Annotated in this window: 12 protein-coding genes; all 12 read left to right on the forward strand. The window is 50.3% G+C overall.

Annotated features, from left to right (window positions below; genetic code table 11):
- Positions 1–10: 10 nt before the first annotated feature.
- Positions 11–1,045, forward strand: coding sequence for a rhamnogalacturonyl hydrolase YesR (yesR, locus tag NST56_RS03855; protein ID WP_339180110.1), 1,035 nt, complete (start codon positions 11–13; stop codon positions 1,043–1,045).
- Between the two features lie 22 nt (positions 1,046–1,067).
- Positions 1,068–3,353, forward strand: a complete 2,286-nt coding sequence (locus tag NST56_RS03860) for an AraC family transcriptional regulator (protein WP_339180111.1) — start codon at positions 1,068–1,070, stop codon at positions 3,351–3,353.
- 13 nt (positions 3,354–3,366) lie between these two features.
- Complete coding sequence (locus tag NST56_RS03865; protein WP_339180114.1) at positions 3,367–4,065, forward strand: rhamnogalacturonan acetylesterase; 699 nt, start codon at positions 3,367–3,369, stop codon at positions 4,063–4,065.
- Positions 4,058–4,720: a YesU family protein gene (locus NST56_RS03870; protein WP_339180116.1), complete on the forward strand. Its 663-nt coding sequence runs from the start codon at positions 4,058–4,060 to the stop codon at positions 4,718–4,720. The genes NST56_RS03865 and NST56_RS03870 overlap by 8 nt, the downstream gene beginning before the upstream one ends.
- The gene (locus NST56_RS03875) at positions 4,717–5,346 is read left to right on the forward strand and encodes a YesL family protein (RefSeq protein ID WP_168747151.1); all 630 of its coding nucleotides are present in this window, start codon (positions 4,717–4,719) and stop codon (positions 5,344–5,346) included. Before NST56_RS03870 ends, NST56_RS03875 begins: the two co-directional genes overlap by 4 nt.
- Before the next feature lie 121 nt (positions 5,347–5,467).
- A complete protein-coding gene (locus tag NST56_RS03880; RefSeq protein ID WP_339180120.1) occupies positions 5,468–7,330 on the forward strand; it encodes a rhamnogalacturonan lyase in 1,863 nt (620 codons plus the stop codon).
- Between the two features lie 49 nt (positions 7,331–7,379).
- Positions 7,380–9,218, forward strand: coding sequence for a rhamnogalacturonan lyase (locus tag NST56_RS03885; protein ID WP_339180123.1), 1,839 nt, complete (start codon positions 7,380–7,382; stop codon positions 9,216–9,218).
- 9 nt (positions 9,219–9,227) lie between these two features.
- Positions 9,228–10,238: an L-glyceraldehyde 3-phosphate reductase gene (gene mgrA, locus NST56_RS03890; RefSeq protein WP_339180126.1), complete on the forward strand. Its 1,011-nt coding sequence runs from the start codon at positions 9,228–9,230 to the stop codon at positions 10,236–10,238.
- Between the two features lie 3 nt (positions 10,239–10,241).
- Positions 10,242–10,895, forward strand: a complete 654-nt coding sequence (locus NST56_RS03895) for a rhamnogalacturonan acetylesterase (protein ID WP_339180129.1) — start codon at positions 10,242–10,244, stop codon at positions 10,893–10,895.
- 5 nt (positions 10,896–10,900) lie between these two features.
- Positions 10,901–12,895, forward strand: a complete 1,995-nt coding sequence (locus tag NST56_RS03900; protein WP_339180131.1) for a beta-galactosidase — start codon at positions 10,901–10,903, stop codon at positions 12,893–12,895.
- A 44-nt stretch (positions 12,896–12,939) separates the two neighbouring features.
- Positions 12,940–15,513, forward strand: a complete 2,574-nt coding sequence (locus tag NST56_RS03905) for a hypothetical protein (RefSeq protein ID WP_339180133.1) — start codon at positions 12,940–12,942, stop codon at positions 15,511–15,513.
- Between the two features lie 121 nt (positions 15,514–15,634).
- Entirely contained in the window at positions 15,635–17,143 is a 1,509-nt protein-coding gene (locus tag NST56_RS03910; RefSeq protein ID WP_339180135.1) for an extracellular solute-binding protein, read from the forward strand.
- Positions 17,144–17,197 lie beyond the last annotated feature (54 nt).

Genomic DNA, 17,197 nt, shown 5'->3' on the forward strand with positions numbered 1-17,197 from the left:
AGTGTTACAGATGGCACAGCTTATCTTTGATGAAGAAAAGGTCACATCCGTTATGGACAGAATTGTGAAACGGACATTTCAAATGGATTTTGCGTGGGATTGGCCGGGCGGCGTCGCGTTTTACGGCGTGGCAGAGGCGTATGAAGCGACGGAAAACGAGGAGTATATCAAACTGTTAAAAACGTGGGTGGATGAACAGCTTGAGGATGGGCTGCCGCCGCTATCGATCAACGGTGTATCGATCGGGCATACGCTTTTGTTTCTGCATCAGGTGACGGGAGATAACGTCTATTTGGAAACGGCTGGCGAGATGGCGGAATATGTGCTTCATCACGCGCCCCGCTTTGGGGAAGGTATTCTTCAGCATACGGTGAACTCGTCGGATTATGTGTTTCCTGAGCAGGCATGGGCGGATACGCTGATGATGGCGGGGCTGTTTATGCTGAGAATCGGCCGTGTGATGGAGCGGGAGGATTATTTTGAGGACGGCCTGCGCCAGTTTCATGGACATGAGGACGTGCTGCAGGACCCCGTGACCAATCTGTATTACCATGCCTGGGACAATAAAGCGCAAAACCACCTGTCGGGGATTTATTGGGGACGGGCGAATGGCTGGGCTGCGCTTACGATGGCAAAAGCGCTCCCGCTCATCGAGGTGACGCATCCTTCTTTTATGATCATTGACGGATCGCTTAGAGACCAGTTAAGCGCGCTTGTCCGGCTGCAGGACGATTCAGGGCTGTGGCATACCATTTTGGATGATCCGGATTCGTATTTGGAGGTTTCGGCATCGGCGGGTATTGCCTCTGCTTTGCTGTCGAGCGGGAAGCTCTATACAAAATACGCGCAGAAATCACTTACCGCTATTTTGGATGCGGTGGAAGAGGACGGACGTGTCAGCAAAGTATCCGCGGGCACAGCCGTCATGAAAAATGCGGAAGGATACAAACAAGTGCCTTACAAACGAATACAAGGCTGGGGACAGGGACTTGCACTCACATTTCTCGCTGATGTGCTGAGAACGAAAAAACGCGTGTATCAGTAAAGACGGCGGCGGGGGGAAAGGGATGAAAAAACAGCCTCAACAGAAAGAACGGGTTTCACGATGGAAGGGAACGTATTTCAAAAGAAACTTTGTTTTCATTTTGCTGATTGCCTGTATTCCCGGACTGCTGACAGGCGGGGCCATCTACTTTTTGTCTATCGATAAGGTGGAGAAAGAACTGCAAAAGTCGCATGAAACACAGGTGGCGCGTGAAGTCAGCCGGATGGATGAGAAGCTGGAAGGGCTTGAGCTGACGCTTGCCCAAATGGCATACGATTCCTCGCTGATGAACGGATTGGCCGAGAAGGATTTGGAGAAAGACTTTACATTCTCCTATCAAATAACGAAGAAGCTGTTTCTTTTGCGGGATCAACAGCCGCTGATTCAGCAGGCTTCTATCTTTCTGAACAGCCCCCGGCCTCTTGTGCTGAGCCCCGAATACAGCGCACTGACAGAACAGGATATGCTTCGCAAATACCGCTCGCTTCTCGACTCCGATCGGAGTATTTATTGGAGCCGATCGGGAAAAGACGCCGCGCTGATTCAGCTCATTCCGGGTGCGGCTGAGAAACCGTTTGGCGCGATCATGCTGACGGTAGATCCGAAAGAAATGGAGGCGCTTCTGCAAAGTTTGTCTCCTTACCCTGAAGGCAGCGCGCTACTTCTTGATCAAAAGCGGGAGGTGCTTTTCCATGGAAGAGATAAGGATTTTGAAAATGCTTTAATGAATGAGGTGAAAAAACAGCCTCGCCAGAAAGGCCATTTTCAGATGAATTGGAATGGCACGGTGTATTCCGTCTCCTATGGAGAAATGAAGCGAATGCACCAGAAGTGGACCTTTGTTTCTGCGGCGCCTCTTTCAGCTATCACAGCGCCGATGGTGTTTTTATCAAAGGTGATTATTGTGATGCTTGTCGTTTGTATCGGCTTGGCTGTGTGCATGACGTGGTACGCTTCGAGGAGTATCTATCGCCCGATTCAGCATCTGCTCGGACTGTTTACGGGAGGAGAGAAACAAGCATGGCAGGCGTCAGGTCAGGACGAATTTAAGTGGATTGAAAAGAGATGGAATGATCTTTCCCTTGAGAGCCGGAGGCTTCATGAGCAGCTGCTCCGGCAGACGCCCCATATGAAAAAGAGTTTTTTGCAGCACCTGCTTCAGGGTGACTTTTACTATGACACAGAGGACAGCCTCAGATCGCGGATGGAGGATGCGGGATGGGACATCGGGGAAAACATATTTCACGTGCTTGATCTTCAGGTGACAGGGCTTCGCTGTGATAAAAGCATGTTCTATGCCGACGATGAACAGCTTGCTGTGTTTACACTGACCAATTTACATGAGGAGCTCGCGGCAAACCGGCGTTTTCAACCTTTAATTCTTGATATTGGCCGCCTTTCCGTCACCGTGCTTGTGATGAAAACGAGCGGCTCGGATCTGAAGGCGCATCTTTCAGAGCTGGCCCACATATTTGGTGCTGTCACGGGACTAAGCCTGACCGGGACAATGAGCAGGCAATCGGCCCGTATTAAGGATATCCCATCTTTGTTTAAGGATGTGAAAAGCGGCAAGTCCCGCAGATGTTTTGCCAATCGCCATCAGATCATCGATTTGCAGGATGATGTTTTTCAGGCTGAGCCATCCGCACCCTACTATCCTTTTGAACTTGAAAAACAAATCGTTCAGGCCATTCGGCTGGAAAGAAAAGCGGAAGCAGAGGAGCTGATTCGCTTATGTATGGCTGAAATGGCTGAAAAGGCGGTCAGCGACAGACAAGTGCATTCTGCGCTGATACAGCTGTTTTCCCGCATCCAGGAGGATATTCTGCATTCCGGCCTTCACCCGAGCGAGCTGTTCGGCAACAGGGATATGCTTCGCGAAATATCTGAGCTGCATGAGCCTGTCCAAGCGGCTGCCTGGCTGATGGATGCGGTTGTCACCCCGTACCTCGCCAAGCTTGAAGGCAGGAAAAACAGACAGCAAAAACAGGTGGCGGAACGTGTGATTGCGATGATTCATGAGCAGTATATGGCGGATCTTTCTCTTGAAAGCTGCGCGGATGCGCTGGGCATGAATTCTTATACCTTGAGCAAGGCCTTTAAGCAAGTGACGGGCGTTAATTTTATTGATTATGTGACCCGCATCAGAATCGAAAAAGCAAAAGAACTGCTGGTCAATACAAATAAAAAAATTCATGATGTGTCAGAAGAAGTCGGCTATCGCCACAATTATTTCAACCGGATTTTTAAAAAGCAGGTCGGCATGCCGCCGGGAGTCTTCAGGCAAATGTATCAGGAAACGCCGTGAAAGGAGAGGACATGTGATGGAAAAAACGATTCAGGTATTCTTAGCAGGGGATTCCACCGTAAGCGACTGCCCGCCGCATGAAGCGCCGATGGCAGGCTGGGGGCAGGTTTTCGGTCAATTGTTCACTGAACAGGTGAAGGTGTGCAATCACGCCAAAGGGGGAGCAAGCACCAATTCATTTGTTGAGGAAGGAAGGCTTCAGACGATTGCTGAGCGTATATCCCAAGGCGATTATTTGTTTATCCAATTCGGCCACAATGACCAGAAACCGCGGGGAACGAAACCGTACTCGACGTATCAGCAATTTCTCACTTTGTTTGCGGACACAGCGCGTGAAAAAGGCGCGCAGCCTGTGTTCGTTACATCGGTGCAGCGCCGCCGCTTTGATCAAAACGGAAGGATTGAGCACACGCTCGGTGAGTATCCGGATGCGATGAAAGCGTTAGCGAAGGAGCTTGATGTGCCAGTCATTGATTTGCTAACGAAAACGAAGGCGCTTTATGAAGCATACGGCCCGGAGGAGTCAAAGCGTTTGTTTATGTGGTTTCAGCCGGGTGAACATCCGAATTATCCAGACGGCATTGAGGATAATACGCATTTTTCAGAAGAAGGGGCCATGGAGGTTGCGAAGCTCGTTGCCGAGAGTATCGAAGAAATCGGCTTTCCGCTGAAGGATCATCTCGTAAGCCGGGAGGGGAAAGAACATGTATAAAGAAGGCGCGTGCCTGTACCGCAATCCGCTCCGTTCAGCAAGCGATATGAAAGACTGGCGGATGGAGGGAGGCGGGCACGTTTCATTCGAAGAGCACCGTATGCACCTGTCACATGTAGAGGACGAAGCGCACTTTGTTTATTGGTGCCCGGAAACATTTCCCGATGGCATCATTGTGAAGTGGGATTTTTACCCGATTGAACAGCCGGGGCTGTGTATGCTGTTTTTCGCGGCTGCCGGCATCGGAGGCGAGGACTTATTTGACTCGCGACTCAAGAAAAGAACAGGAAAGTACCCCGAATACCATTCCGGAGACATCAATGCGCTCCATCTGTCGTATTTCCGCAGAAAATACCCGGAGGAAAGAGCGTTTCGCACCTGCAATCTAAGAAAAAGCCGCGGTTTCCACCTCGCTGCACTGGGAGCTGATCCGCTGCCTTCTCCGGACGACGCTGTTTCCCCGTATCATATGAAGCTCATTAAGGATAAAGGGTATGTGCATTTTTCGATCAATGATCTGCCCATTCTGGAGTGGCAGGATGACGGAAGCACATTCGGGCCTGTGTTAACGAAAGGAAAAATCGGGCTGAGGCAAATGGCGCCGATGAAAGCCGCTTATCGTGATTTGTCTGTGCACCAAGCGGTGAGAGGATGAAGACGACTGTGACGGATGCGCTTTATGCAGGCTGTGAAGCGGTTGTGAAAATCGCGTGGCTGAACGGGCTGTGGCTGTTGTTTACACTTTTGGGCGGCGTTCTTTTCGGATGGGCGCCGAGCACAGCCGCGATGTGTGCCGTCATACGGAAATGGCTGATGGGGCATAAAGATGTCCCGGTATTTGCGTTATTTCTGGATACCTACAAAAAAGAGTTTCTGAAGGTCAATGTGATTGGACTTGCGTTTATTGCTCTTTTGCTTATGTTGTCCGCCAATTATTATTATTTTTCGGCAAGTGCGGATTGGCTGTCCTTTACTGTGACGAGCTGCACACTCTTGGCGGGGCTTTTGTACACCGTCGCGCTCATGTATGTGTTCCCTCTTTATGTGCATTACGAGCTTCCGCTTCGCCAATATATTCCGCAAGCGCTGCTGTTTGGCGCCATGCGGCCGCTGACCACCGGCTGCATGTTGATCGGCTGCGGATTTGTGCTTTACTTGCTGTATACGCTTCCGGGTCTGATCCCATTTTACGGCCCTAGTTTATTTGGGCTCGTGTCGATGTTTTTTGCTTACAGAGGGTTTCAAAAAACAGAGGCCCGGCACCGTCATCAGGCCGGGTAAACAAAAAAATGACAAACCGGCAAAAAAGTGCAGCCAACCAAAAACGTTTATGCAAAAAAGTGACATTGAAGACAGCTTCTTAAGCGCATAAAATCCAATTTAAGTAAGCGCTTACAGATCAATGATAAGGAGCTGTCTGATGATTAGACGAAGAAAAAGCATGTTTACCACTCTCACACTGTTGGTGTTGTTGATGATGGGGGGTTCTGTGTTTCCTGTCAAAGCAGAAGGAGCGGCGCGGCAGATGGAAGCGCTGAACCGGGGCCTTGTGGCAGTCAAGACGGAAGGCGGCATTTTTGTCAGCTGGCGGTTTCTTGGGACAGAAAACGCATCCGTGGCGTTTAATGTGTACAGAGACGGACAAAAGCTGAATGCTTCGCCTGTCAAATCCACGAATTATATCGATAAAAACGGATCTGCGGGCTCAACGTATTCCATTCGGGCTGTTGTAAACGGTACCGAGCAGGCAGCTTCTGAAAAAGCCTCTGTATGGGCACAGCCGTATCACTCCGTTCCACTTGATAAACCGCCTGGCGGCACGACGCCAAAGGGCGAAGCCTATACCTACAGTGCCAATGATGCCAGTACGGGTGATGTGGATGGCGATGGGCAGTATGAGCTGATCCTCAAATGGGACCCGTCCAATTCAAAGGATAATTCACAGGACGGCTATACGGGTGAAGTGTTTATTGATGCGTATAAGCTGGACGGAACAAGATTATGGCGAATCGGTCTCGGCAAAAACATCAGAGCAGGCGCACACTACACTCAGTTTATGGTGTATGACCTGGATGGTGACGGAAAAGCGGAAGTGGCGATGAAGACCGCTGACGGAACAAAAGACGGCACGGGAAAAGTGATCGGAAATGCGAATGCCGATTACAGAAATGAGCAGGGGCGTGTGCTTTCTGGTCCTGAGTACCTGACTGTCTTTCAAGGTGAAACGGGGAAAGAGCTTGTCACTTCAAACTTTGAACCGGCACGAGGGAACGTATCGGATTGGGGAGACAGCTACGGCAACCGGGTCGATCGTTTTCTTGCGGGCATTGCGTATCTCGACGGGCAGCGGCCGAGTCTGATTATGACTAGAGGCTATTATGCCAAAACCATGCTTGTTGCGTATAACTTCAGAGACGGAAAACTGTCAAAGCTCTGGACGCTGGATTCCTCTCAGTCGGGCAATCAAGCGTTCGCCGGACAGGGCAATCACAATCTAAGCATTGCGGATGTTGACGGAGACGGAAAGGATGAAATCATCTTCGGCTCAATGGCTGTTGACCATGACGGCAAAGGCATGTACTCGACAGGCTTAGGCCACGGTGATGCCCTCCATACCGGGGATCTTGATCCGAGCCGGCCGGGGCTTGAAGTATTTCAGGTTCATGAGGACAAAAACGCGCAATATGGCTTATCCTTCCGGGATGCCGCGACAGGAAAAATCATTTGGGGTGTTCACGCCGGCAAGGATGTAGGCCGGGGGATGGCCGCTGATATTGATCCGCGCTATTCGGGACAGGAGGTTTGGGCGAACGGTTCTCTTTACACATCGAAAGGCGCCAAAATCGGCAGCAGTGTGCCGTCGTCAACCAATTTCGGCATCTGGTGGGACGGTGACCTGCTGCGGGAACAGCTGGACAGCAACAGGATCGATAAATGGGATTATCAAAACGGCGTTTCTAAAAACCTGCTGACTGCATCAGGTGCTGCCTCCAATAACTCTACAAAAGCAACACCGGCTCTTCAGGCTGATCTGCTCGGTGACTGGCGGGAGGAGGCTGTGTGGAGAACCGAGGACAGCAGTGCGCTCCGCATCTATACCACCACCATCCCGACCGAGCACAGGCTGTACACGCTGATGCATGACCCTGTGTACCGGCTCGGCATCGCCTGGCAAAATGTCGCGTATAACCAGCCGCCGCATACAAGCTTCTTTTTAGGAGACGGCATGGCGGCACAGTCTAAACCGAATATGTATACGCCTTAACAGAAGGGGGGAAGGAACGGGCCGCACGCTTGGCCCGTTCCCATTTAAAATGAAACCAAAAAAGAGGCAGATGGAGTATTTGACCAGAGGCTTAATTGCGGTCAAGACGGAGCAAGGCGTATTTGTGAGCTGGCGTTTTCTCGGAACGGATCATGAGACGATGGCTTTTCACCTTTATCGGGATGGAAAGCGGATCACCCGCAAGCCGATCGCGGACAGCACCAATTTTCTCGATCAAAACGGAATGGCGGACTCTGTTTACCAGGTGGCAGCCATCAATAAAGGACGGGAAGAAAAGCTGTCTAAAGAAGCTCCCGTCTGGCGGGAAAATGTCCTAGAGGTGCCGCTTAACAAACCGGAAGGCGGTATCACGCCGGACGGAAAGCCGTACACGTACAGCGCCAATGATGCGAGCGTCGGAGATGTGGATGGGGACGGAGAATATGAAATCATCCTGAAATGGGACCCGTCCAACTCAAAAGATAACGCTCACCATGGATATACCGGAGACGTTCTCATTGACGCCTATAAACTGGACGGCACTTTTCTGTGGCGCATCAACCTCGGCAGAAACATCAGAGCGGGTGCCCATTATACGCAGTTTATGGTCTATGACTTAGACGGTGACGGAAAAGCAGAAATCGCTATGAAAACAGCCGACGGCACAATAGACGGCAAAGGAAACATCATCGGTGACGAGCATGCCGATTTCAGGAATGAGCAGGGCCGAATTCTGTCAGGTCCGGAATATTTGACAGTGTTTAAAGGGGAAACCGGTGAAGCGCTCACGACTGTCGATTATGAACCGCCTCGGGGAAAACTGGAGGATTGGGGAGACGGCTACGGCAACCGCATGGACCGTTTTCTCGCCGGAATCGCTTATTTGGATGGAGAGCGGCCGAGCCTGGTGATGGCACGGGGCTATTATACGAGAACAGTACTCGTTGCTTATGATTTCCGGAACGGCAGGCTGAAAAAACGCTGGACGTTTGATTCAAATCAGCCGGGGCATGAAGCATACGCGGGACAGGGAAACCACAGCTTGAGCGTGGCTGATGTTGATGGAGATGGAAAAGATGAAATTATTTACGGCGCCATGGCGGTCGATCATGACGGAACCGGTCTGTACACGACGGAACTCGGACACGGAGACGCCATGCACGTCGGCGATCTTGATCCGTCACGCAAAGGGCTTGAAGTGTTTCAGGTTCATGAAGACGCAAGCAAGCCGTATGGGTTGTCGCTGCGTGATGCCGGAACAGGTGAGGTGTTATGGGGCGTCCATGCCGGAACAGATGTCGGCAGAGGAATGGCTGCTCATATTGACCCTCGGTATAAGGGATCGCTTGTCTGGGGAATCGATCCGCCGGGCAATGATGGAATGTCATATGGGCTCTATACGAGCAAAGGAGAAAAAATCAGCGCCAAAGCGCCTGCTTCAGCCAATTTCGCCATCTGGTGGGACGGAGACTTGGTCAGGGAGCTTTTGGATCATGATTGGAATGGAACGATCGGCAAACCAAAGATTGAAAAGTGGGATGCTGAAAACCGCTGTTTAAAAACGATTTTTCAGCCGGAAGATGTGCTGTCCAACAACGGGACAAAAGGAAACCCGGTTCTTCAGGCCAACCTGTTCGGAGACTGGCGGGAAGAGGTCATTTGGAGAACCGAAGACAGCAGTGCGCTCCGTATCTATACAACGACACATTTTACCCATCACCGTATTTACACGCTGATGCACGATCCGGTTTACAGGCTCGGGATCGCTTGGCAGAATACCGCGTACAACCAGCCGCCGCATACAAGCTTTTATCTCGGAACAGGGATGAAAAAACCGCCGAAGCCCGCTCTGTACATAGCGGGAAACAAAGCGGAGATCCCGCTTTAGGAGGAATGTATGGGTTACGAAGCAAAGGCTGAACGCTATGACAAAATGACCTATCACAAAGCCGGGCGAAGCGGATTAAGACTTCCCGCTATCTCTCTCGGCCTCTGGCATCAGTTTGGCGATGCCTATTCTTCGGAAAACGCGCGGTCCATGCTGAGAGCTGCATTTGATGCAGGCATTGTCCATTTTGATCTGGCCAACAATTACGGCCCGCCGCCCGGCTCCGCTGAAGAGATGTTCGGGCGCATGCTGAAAACGGATTTTGCGCCTTACCGTGATGAACTCATCATCAGCACTAAAGCCGGCTATGACATGTGGAAAGGGCCGTACGGCAATGGCGGATCGAAAAAACATTTGACTGCCAGCTTGAATCAAAGCTTAAAGCGGCTGGGTCTTGATTATGTGGATCTCTTCTATTCGCACCGTCCTGATCCTGAAACGCCGCTTGAGGAAACGATGGAGGCGCTGGCGGACTTTGTGAGCCAAGGAAAAGCTTTGTACGTGGGACTGTCAAACTACAGTCCTGAAGAGACTGAGCGCGCGTCCGAACTTTTACATCAACTCGGCGTTCGGCTCGCCATTCATCAGACGCAATATTCAATGTTTCACCGCGATCCGGAAAAAGGGCTGCTTGATGTGCTGGACAAAAAGGGAGCCGGCTGCATCGCGTTTGCGCCGCTTGCTCAAGGGCTTCTCACGACAAAGTACGTTTCAGGCATCCCGGAAACATCAAGAGCAAGGGATGCGAACAGTCCTTTCCTGCAGACGGAGCACATAACCGAAAGGGCGGTCAGTAAGGCGCAAAGGCTGAATAAGATTGCGAAAGAACGGGGACAATCGCTCCCGCAAATGGCGCTCTCATGGCTTTTAAAGGATGCCCGGATGACCTCTGTTTTAATTGGAGCAAGCCGGGCGCAACAAATAGAGGAAAACGTTCAAGCCTTGCAATCAGCGGACTTTTCAAACGAAGAGCTTTCTGCCATTGAGTTTATATTAAGTGAAAAAAACGAGGGGGAATGAGACATGGCTAATCATATTTATCTTGCTGGTGATTCGACTGTACAAACGTATGGAGAAAGGACAAATCAAGGGGGCTGGGGGCAGTTTCTCGGTTCGCATCTGCCGGAGCATATTCAGGTGATCAATAAAGCGATCGGCGGCAGAAGCTCAAAAACCTTTGTGGAGGAAGGCAGGCTTCAGGCGATCCTTGATGTGATCGAGCCGGATGATTGGCTGTTTGTGCAGATGGGCCATAATGACGCGTCGAAAAACAAACCTGAGCGCTACACTGAGCCCTATACCACCTATAAACAATATTTAAAGCAATATATCGCAGGCGCGCGGGAAAAAGGCGCCCATCCGCTTCTCATTACACCAGTAGCCCGCTTTCATTATGAAAACGTCGTGTTTTTGAACGACTTTCCTGATTATTGCATTGCCATGAAGCAGACGGCTGCTGAGGAGAATGTCCAGCTTATTGATCTAATGGAAAAAAGCCTCGCTTTCTTTACTGAGAAAGGCGAAGAAAAAGTAAACACCTATTTTATGGTTTCTGAGGGGATTGACGATTACACGCACTTTACAAAAAAAGGCGCAAATGAAATGGCAAAACTCGTAGCGAAAGGCATAAAGGAGCTCGGCCTGCCATTAACAGAATCTATCGTCAAAGAAGGGTGAAGGACTTGGGGAAAAAACTATATCACGGCGCATGCTATTATCCGGAATTATGGGATGAAGACACGATTCAGCAGGACATTGACAGAATGCGGGAGGTCGGCATCAATGTTGTGCGAATTGGTGAATTCGCCTGGTCTGTGATCGAGCCGGAAGAAGGAAACATTGACGTGAGCTTTTTTAAGGAAATGATCAAAAGGATGTATGACAACGGCATCGAAACGATTATGTGCACACCGACGCCGACACCGCCTATTTGGCTCTCGCACGGGCGGCCGGAGCGAATGCACATTAACGAAAAAAGAGAGGTGATGGGGCACGGCTCCCGTCAGCATGCGTGTACAAATAACCCATATTTCCGAAAAAGAGCCGCCATCATCACCACAAGCATCGCCAAAGAGCTGGGACACCTGCCGGGGCTGATCGGCTGGCAGCTCGATAATGAATTTAAATGTCATGTGGCTGAATGCATGTGTGAGACGTGCCTAAGCTTATGGCATGAATGGCTCAGAAACCGTTACGGTGTGATTGAACGGTTAAATGAAGCGTGGGGGACCGATGTGTGGAGCGAAACCTATCAAACCTTTGAGCAGGTGCCGCAGCCGGGTCCGGCCCCGTTTTTGCATCACGCTTCATTGCGCACGATGTATCAGCTGTTTTCGATGGAGATGATCGCTCAATTTGCGGATGAACAGGCGAAAATCATTCGCAGTTATTCGGATGCGCCGATCACTCATAACGGCTCGGTCATGTTCAGCACAGACAATGAGCGGATGTTTCAGAATCTCGATTTTGCTTCCTATGATACGTACGCTTCCCAGGATAATGTATCTGCATTTTTATTAAATTGTGATATTTGGAGGCATTTCAAAAAAGACCGCCCGTTTTGGATTTTGGAAACAAGTCCGTCGTATGCAGCATCGCTCGAAAGCTGTGCCATGCCGCACGCCGATGGGTATTTACAAGCTGAAGCCGTGTCTTCTTATGCCTTGGGGAGCGAGGGATTTTGCTACTGGCTGTGGCGCCAGCAGCGTTCCGGCAGCGAGATTTCACACGGTTCCGTCCTTAGTGCATGGGGAGAGCCGACGATCGGTTATCAAAACGTTTTGGCGGTTGAGCGGGCAAGAAAGAAAATCGAACCGATCATTCTTTCTACTGTGCCCGTGCAGGCTGATGTTGCGATGACCTATTCCGACAGGGCGAAAGTGTTTCTGAAAACAGAACCTCACCGGGGACTCCAGCACCGAACGCTTATCACACACTTTTACGAGCGCATCCTCAACACGGGCATTCATCGTGATCTCGTTCCGGAAGGCTTTCCGCTGGAGGGCTATCGTGTGCTGTTTACGCCATTTGTGCCTTATCTGTCCTCTGCTTTTATCAAAAAAGCTTCCGCATTTGCTGAAGAGGGCGGCATATGGATTGCCGGGCCGCTGACGGGAGGGCGTACGGGCGAGCATACGGTTCATACCGATTATGGCCTTGGAGAACTGGAGAAAACAGCCGGAATCAAAACGCTGTTTACGTTCCCGATGAACGAGGATGCACATACAGGAAAAGCGTTTGGCATGACGGCGCCGCTCGGACTGTGGAGCGCGGTGTTTGATGCAGGGAGCGGAAATACTCTCGGCACAGTTGAATCCGGGCCTGGTGCCGGCCATGCCTTTCTGTCAGAACGAGAGCACGGCAAAGGGAAAATCGTCTTGCTCGGCTCGCTTCCATCAGGCAAAAAAGGAGATGCGATGCTGGAAGCACTCGTCAGGCATTATGCGGGAGAAGCAGCAGTTTCTGTCAGATCCGATGTCACCCCCGGCACGATTGTTGCCCCGAGAAAAGGAGAAAACGGCCTCGTATGGGTCATCGTTAATATGAATGGAAAAGGCGGAAGTGTGACGCTTCCAAAAGAGGGGACCGACCTTTTGGCTAATCGTTCAGTCGGAGCCGGGAGACTGTCAGTCGGACCACACGAATACCGTGTGATTCAGTTTGATAATCGCAGCTGATTCTTTGCATTGAATCAGCTTTTTTATATGGAAGGAGAGAACCGATGAAAAAGATTAAATGGCTATCAGAACAGCCTCAGCTGAAAAGCGGTGTAACGTGGGGGGTGCCTTGGAAAAAAGGAGAATTGAAAAAGGGAGACTGTTTGGCGCTTATCAATGCAAAGGGTGAAAGCGGCTATGTGCAAAGCGAGCCGTCGGCCTATTGGCCGGACGGGAGCATCAAATGGACGAAGCACGCGGCTGTGTTCAGTCAACAAACCGATACAAGCTTTACCCTGCAAAAAGAAGAGACCCAGCCGCCAGCGAAAAAGCTCATGATCCACGAGTCAAAGGATGCAATCCAAGTGGATACCGGAGCGCTTGTCTGCACTGTGAATAAAACGGGCTCCGACATCATTCAATCGCTGGTGATGAACGGAAAGCCGATCGCCGCATGCGGGCGGCTGATCGTAATAAAGGAAACGAGAAAGGAGATGGCGGCAGAAAAGGTTTTTTTTCATGAAACATCGGTCAGTCTTATCAAACGTGTGGTCATTGAACAGAGAGGTCCTATAAAAGCAGTCATCAAGATGGAGGGGGTTCATGTACTCCGAAAGACAAAAGAAGAGTGGCTGCCCTTTATCATCAGATTCACATTTTATGCCGGGCTTTCAGAGATGAATATCATGCACACTCAGCTGATCGACAGGAATTTCAAACGAGAGTTCATCAAAGGGCTTGGCATGCAGTTTGACCTCTTGTTACAGGGAGAGCCGTATAACCGCCATTTCCGTTTTGCGGGGGACAAAGGCGTTTATAAAGAACCCGCCCAGCTGTTTGGCACCCGCAAATGGAATGAACGGTATCCTCTTTATCAGTGGCACATCAACGGCGAACCGATTTCTCCAAGTGAAGAGCACAAGGAATGGTTTGCACACGGCGTGCAGAACGCAGTTTGGAATGATATGAAACTCGTTCAGGACTCCAGCGATCATTACCGTCTGGCAAAACGGACCGGCAAGGAATATTCGTGGGTTGACGTGCTGCATGGCAAGCGGGCGAAGGGGCTTTGCTATGCGGGCGGCGAAAATGGAGGGGTAGCAATCGGCCTGCGGTATTTTTTTGAAAAATATCCGTCGTCACTTGAGATAACAGGTCTTGCCGATGATCAACCGAACATGACCGTCTGGCTCTGGCCGCCAGACGCGGAAGCAATGGATTTGAGGCATTATACAGGGAACACCCATGTTGTCAGCGCGTACGAAGGGTTTGATGAGATGCGCTCTGATCCGACAGGCATTGCCAACACAAACGACATCAGCTTGTCATGCTTCTCTCAGATGCCGACAGATGACGTGCTGAATGCGTTAGCGGACAAATGGCAGGCACCGCCATTGCTCATTTGTGAGCCGGACGTTTATTACGAGTCAAAAGCGCTTGGCGTTTGGAGTGTGATCGATACGGCCGATCCGGTCAAAAAAGAGCTGGAAGAACAGCTGGACGCCGCCTTCTTGTTTTATCAAAAAGAAGTGGAGCAGCGCAGATGGTACGGGTTCTGGAACTATGGGGACGTCATGCATACGTATGACCCGATCCGGCATATGTGGCGGTATGATCTCGGCGGATACGCGTGGCAAAATAATGAACTCGTTCCGACCTTATGGCTGTGGCAGGCGTTTTTCCGCTCCGGCAGAGAAGATCTGTTCCGAATGGCTGAAGCAATGACCCGCCATACAAGTGAAACCGACTGTTTTCATCTCGGAGAATATGCGGGGCTTGGCTCCAGGCATAACGTGGTGCACTGGGGATGCGGCTGCAAGGAAGCGAGAATCAGCATGGCCGGTCTTTATAAATTCTACTATTATCTGACAGGGGATGAGCGCACGGGAGATCTTTTGACAGAAGTGAAGGACGCCGATGCCGCCCTAGTAAACACCGATCCGATGCGTGCATTCTACGAGAAGGGAGAGCACCCGACTCACGTCAGAACGGGGCCGGATTGGGCGGCGTTTTGCTCGAACTGGCTGGCGGAATGGGAGCGGACTGAGAATCCTGAATATCTGAGGAAAATCCAAACGGGCATCAGCTGTCTGAAACGCCTGCCGCTTCGCTTATTATCAGGTCCAACGTTTGAATATGATCCGGCGACGTCTATGCTTCATCACATGGGAGACGGCATCGCGGGCGGCTATCATATGATCATTGCGTTTGGCGCGCCGCAAGTGTGGATGGAGCTGGCTGAGCTTCTCGATGACCGCGAATGGGAGGAAATGCTGAGTGAATTTGGCGAGTTTTACACATTCAGTGATGAAGAAAAACGCAAAAAAAGCGGAGGTGTGCTCCATGACGGGCACTTTCACTGGCCAATGTTTGCGGCTGGTATGACAGCCTATGCTGCGAGAAAAAAACAAGACCATCATCTCGCCGAAAAAGCGTGGAATCTTTTGCTCGACCATAAACTGAGCCATACGCCGCTTCCGATCAAACCCGTGCCAATCGAGACATGGACTCAGCTTGAAGAGCTTCCGTGGGTAACGACAAACACTATATCTCAATGGTGTTTAAATGTCATTGCGGCACTTGAATTAATAGGTGAATACCTCCCTGCAAAAAAAGATACATCCTGCAAAAAAGGATAACAGCCTTCATTCTATAGGAAAAATGATGCAAAAAATGAAGATTGCAGGAATTTATGTAAGCGCTTTATATTAGGGGTGGCAAAGGTGAAATGAAAAGGAGAAAAAGGGGGACTGACGCATCATGAAAAAAAGAATACGAAAAAAATGGCTCGCTCTACCGCTCGCTGCCATGATGATAGCCGGGTGCAGCAATTCAGAAACATCCAATTCAGCGAGCGATTCAAAAAACACGATCAACATCATGGCGCCGCTGCTGTCACCGGAAAGCCCGAGTGATAAAAGCCCATCATTAAAAGCGTTAGAGAAATACACAGGCAAAAATATTGAGGTCACATGGGTGCCTGATTCATCCTACAACGATAAATTTAACATCGTCATGGCCTCTGGAGAGATGCCTCATGCGATTGTGATTAAAGATAAGTCAGCCGGCTTTATCAAGTCTGTCAAAGCGGGCGCTTTTTGGGAGCTGTCTCCTTATTTAAAAGACTACAAGAATTTAAGCCAGGCTGATGAAAAGATACTCAAGAACAGCTCAATAAATGGCGAGGTGTACGGGGTCTACAGATCGAGAGACTTGATTAGAGCCTGTATGATCATCAGAACCGACTGGCTCAAAAACGTCGGGCTCGATATGCCGGAAACGCTAGATGATTTTTATGAAGTGCTGAAAGCCTTTAAGGAAAAAGATCCTGACGGAAACGGCAAGGACGATACGTACGGCATGGTCGTGCCGAAATGGATGGGGCTTGGCAATGGAAGCCCGTGGGATGTTCTGCAAATTTGGTTCGGCGCCCCGAATCGCTACGGCGTTGAAAACGGGAAGCTCGTGCCTGATTTTACAACGAAGGAATATATGGAGGCGCTCACCTTCTTTAAGAAGCTGTATGATGAAGGGTTGATCAACAAGGATTTTGCTGTTATGGATTCGGCGAAGTGGAATGACCCGGTTGTAAAAGGAAAAGCGGGTGTCATCGTTGATACAGGCTCCAGAGCGTCGCAAATTCAAAGTGCCATGGAAGAAGCGGATGAGTCAAACAAGGATGTCATTGATATCGTCGGCACAGTAGAAGGACCAAAAGGCAAGCGCACCTTCCCGACATCAGGATATTCAGGCATGATTGCGATACCAAAATCAAGCGTGAAAACGGAAAAAGAGCTGAAAGAGGTACTGTCCTTCCTTGATAAGCTGAACGATAAGGAAGCACAGATTCTGACCAACAACGGAGTGGAGGACCGAAATTATGAGCTGAAGGACGGCGTATTCACCTCTCTTGAAAAAAACAACAAATCCCTCCTATATGAGCATGAAGGCTTGGCCCAGTTCAGCATGTCCATCCCGAAAAGCGAGTACTACATCGAAGATCAGAAAACAAAGCTCTTCCAGCATCGCAAAGAAATCATCACGAAAGGAGAAAAAATAGCCGTCTTTAACCCGGCGGAGTCGCTTGTCTCCGATGTCTATACCCAAAAAGGAGCCCAGCTTGACAACATCATTCTTGATGCGAGAACGCAATTTATTATCGGAGAAATCGATGAAAAAGGCTTCAAGGATGCGGTGAAGCTTTGGGAAAACAGCGGCGGCAATGAACTGATGAAGGACTTAAACAAATTGTATCAAACGTCAAAATAAACCGATGCGCCTGCCGTTCGGCGGGCGCGCCGGTATCACGAAAGGAGAACAGAT

This window comes from Bacillus sp. FSL R5-0560 (assembly GCF_037966305.1).
Taxonomy (GTDB): Bacteria; Bacillota; Bacilli; order Bacillales; family Bacillaceae; genus Bacillus; species Bacillus mojavensis.

Excerpts from the sequence above, each read along its gene's own strand:
- yesR (WP_339180110.1), top strand. The coding sequence starts at position 11 with ATGGCACAGCTTATCTTTGATGAAGAAAAGGTCACATCCGTTATGGAC.
- NST56_RS03860 (WP_339180111.1), top strand. The coding sequence starts at position 1,068 with ATGAAAAAACAGCCTCAACAGAAAGAACGGGTTTCACGATGGAAGGGA.
- NST56_RS03870 (WP_339180116.1), top strand. The coding sequence starts at position 4,058 with ATGTATAAAGAAGGCGCGTGCCTGTACCGCAATCCGCTCCGTTCAGCA.
- NST56_RS03875 (WP_168747151.1), top strand. The coding sequence starts at position 4,717 with ATGAAGACGACTGTGACGGATGCGCTTTATGCAGGCTGTGAAGCGGTT.
- NST56_RS03880 (WP_339180120.1), top strand. The coding sequence starts at position 5,468 with ATGATAAGGAGCTGTCTGATGATTAGACGAAGAAAAAGCATGTTTACC.
- NST56_RS03885 (WP_339180123.1), top strand. The coding sequence starts at position 7,380 with ATGAAACCAAAAAAGAGGCAGATGGAGTATTTGACCAGAGGCTTAATT.
- mgrA (WP_339180126.1), top strand. The coding sequence starts at position 9,228 with ATGGGTTACGAAGCAAAGGCTGAACGCTATGACAAAATGACCTATCAC.
- NST56_RS03895 (WP_339180129.1), top strand. The coding sequence starts at position 10,242 with ATGGCTAATCATATTTATCTTGCTGGTGATTCGACTGTACAAACGTAT.
- NST56_RS03905 (WP_339180133.1), top strand. The coding sequence starts at position 12,940 with ATGAAAAAGATTAAATGGCTATCAGAACAGCCTCAGCTGAAAAGCGGT.
- NST56_RS03910 (WP_339180135.1), top strand. The coding sequence starts at position 15,635 with ATGAAAAAAAGAATACGAAAAAAATGGCTCGCTCTACCGCTCGCTGCC.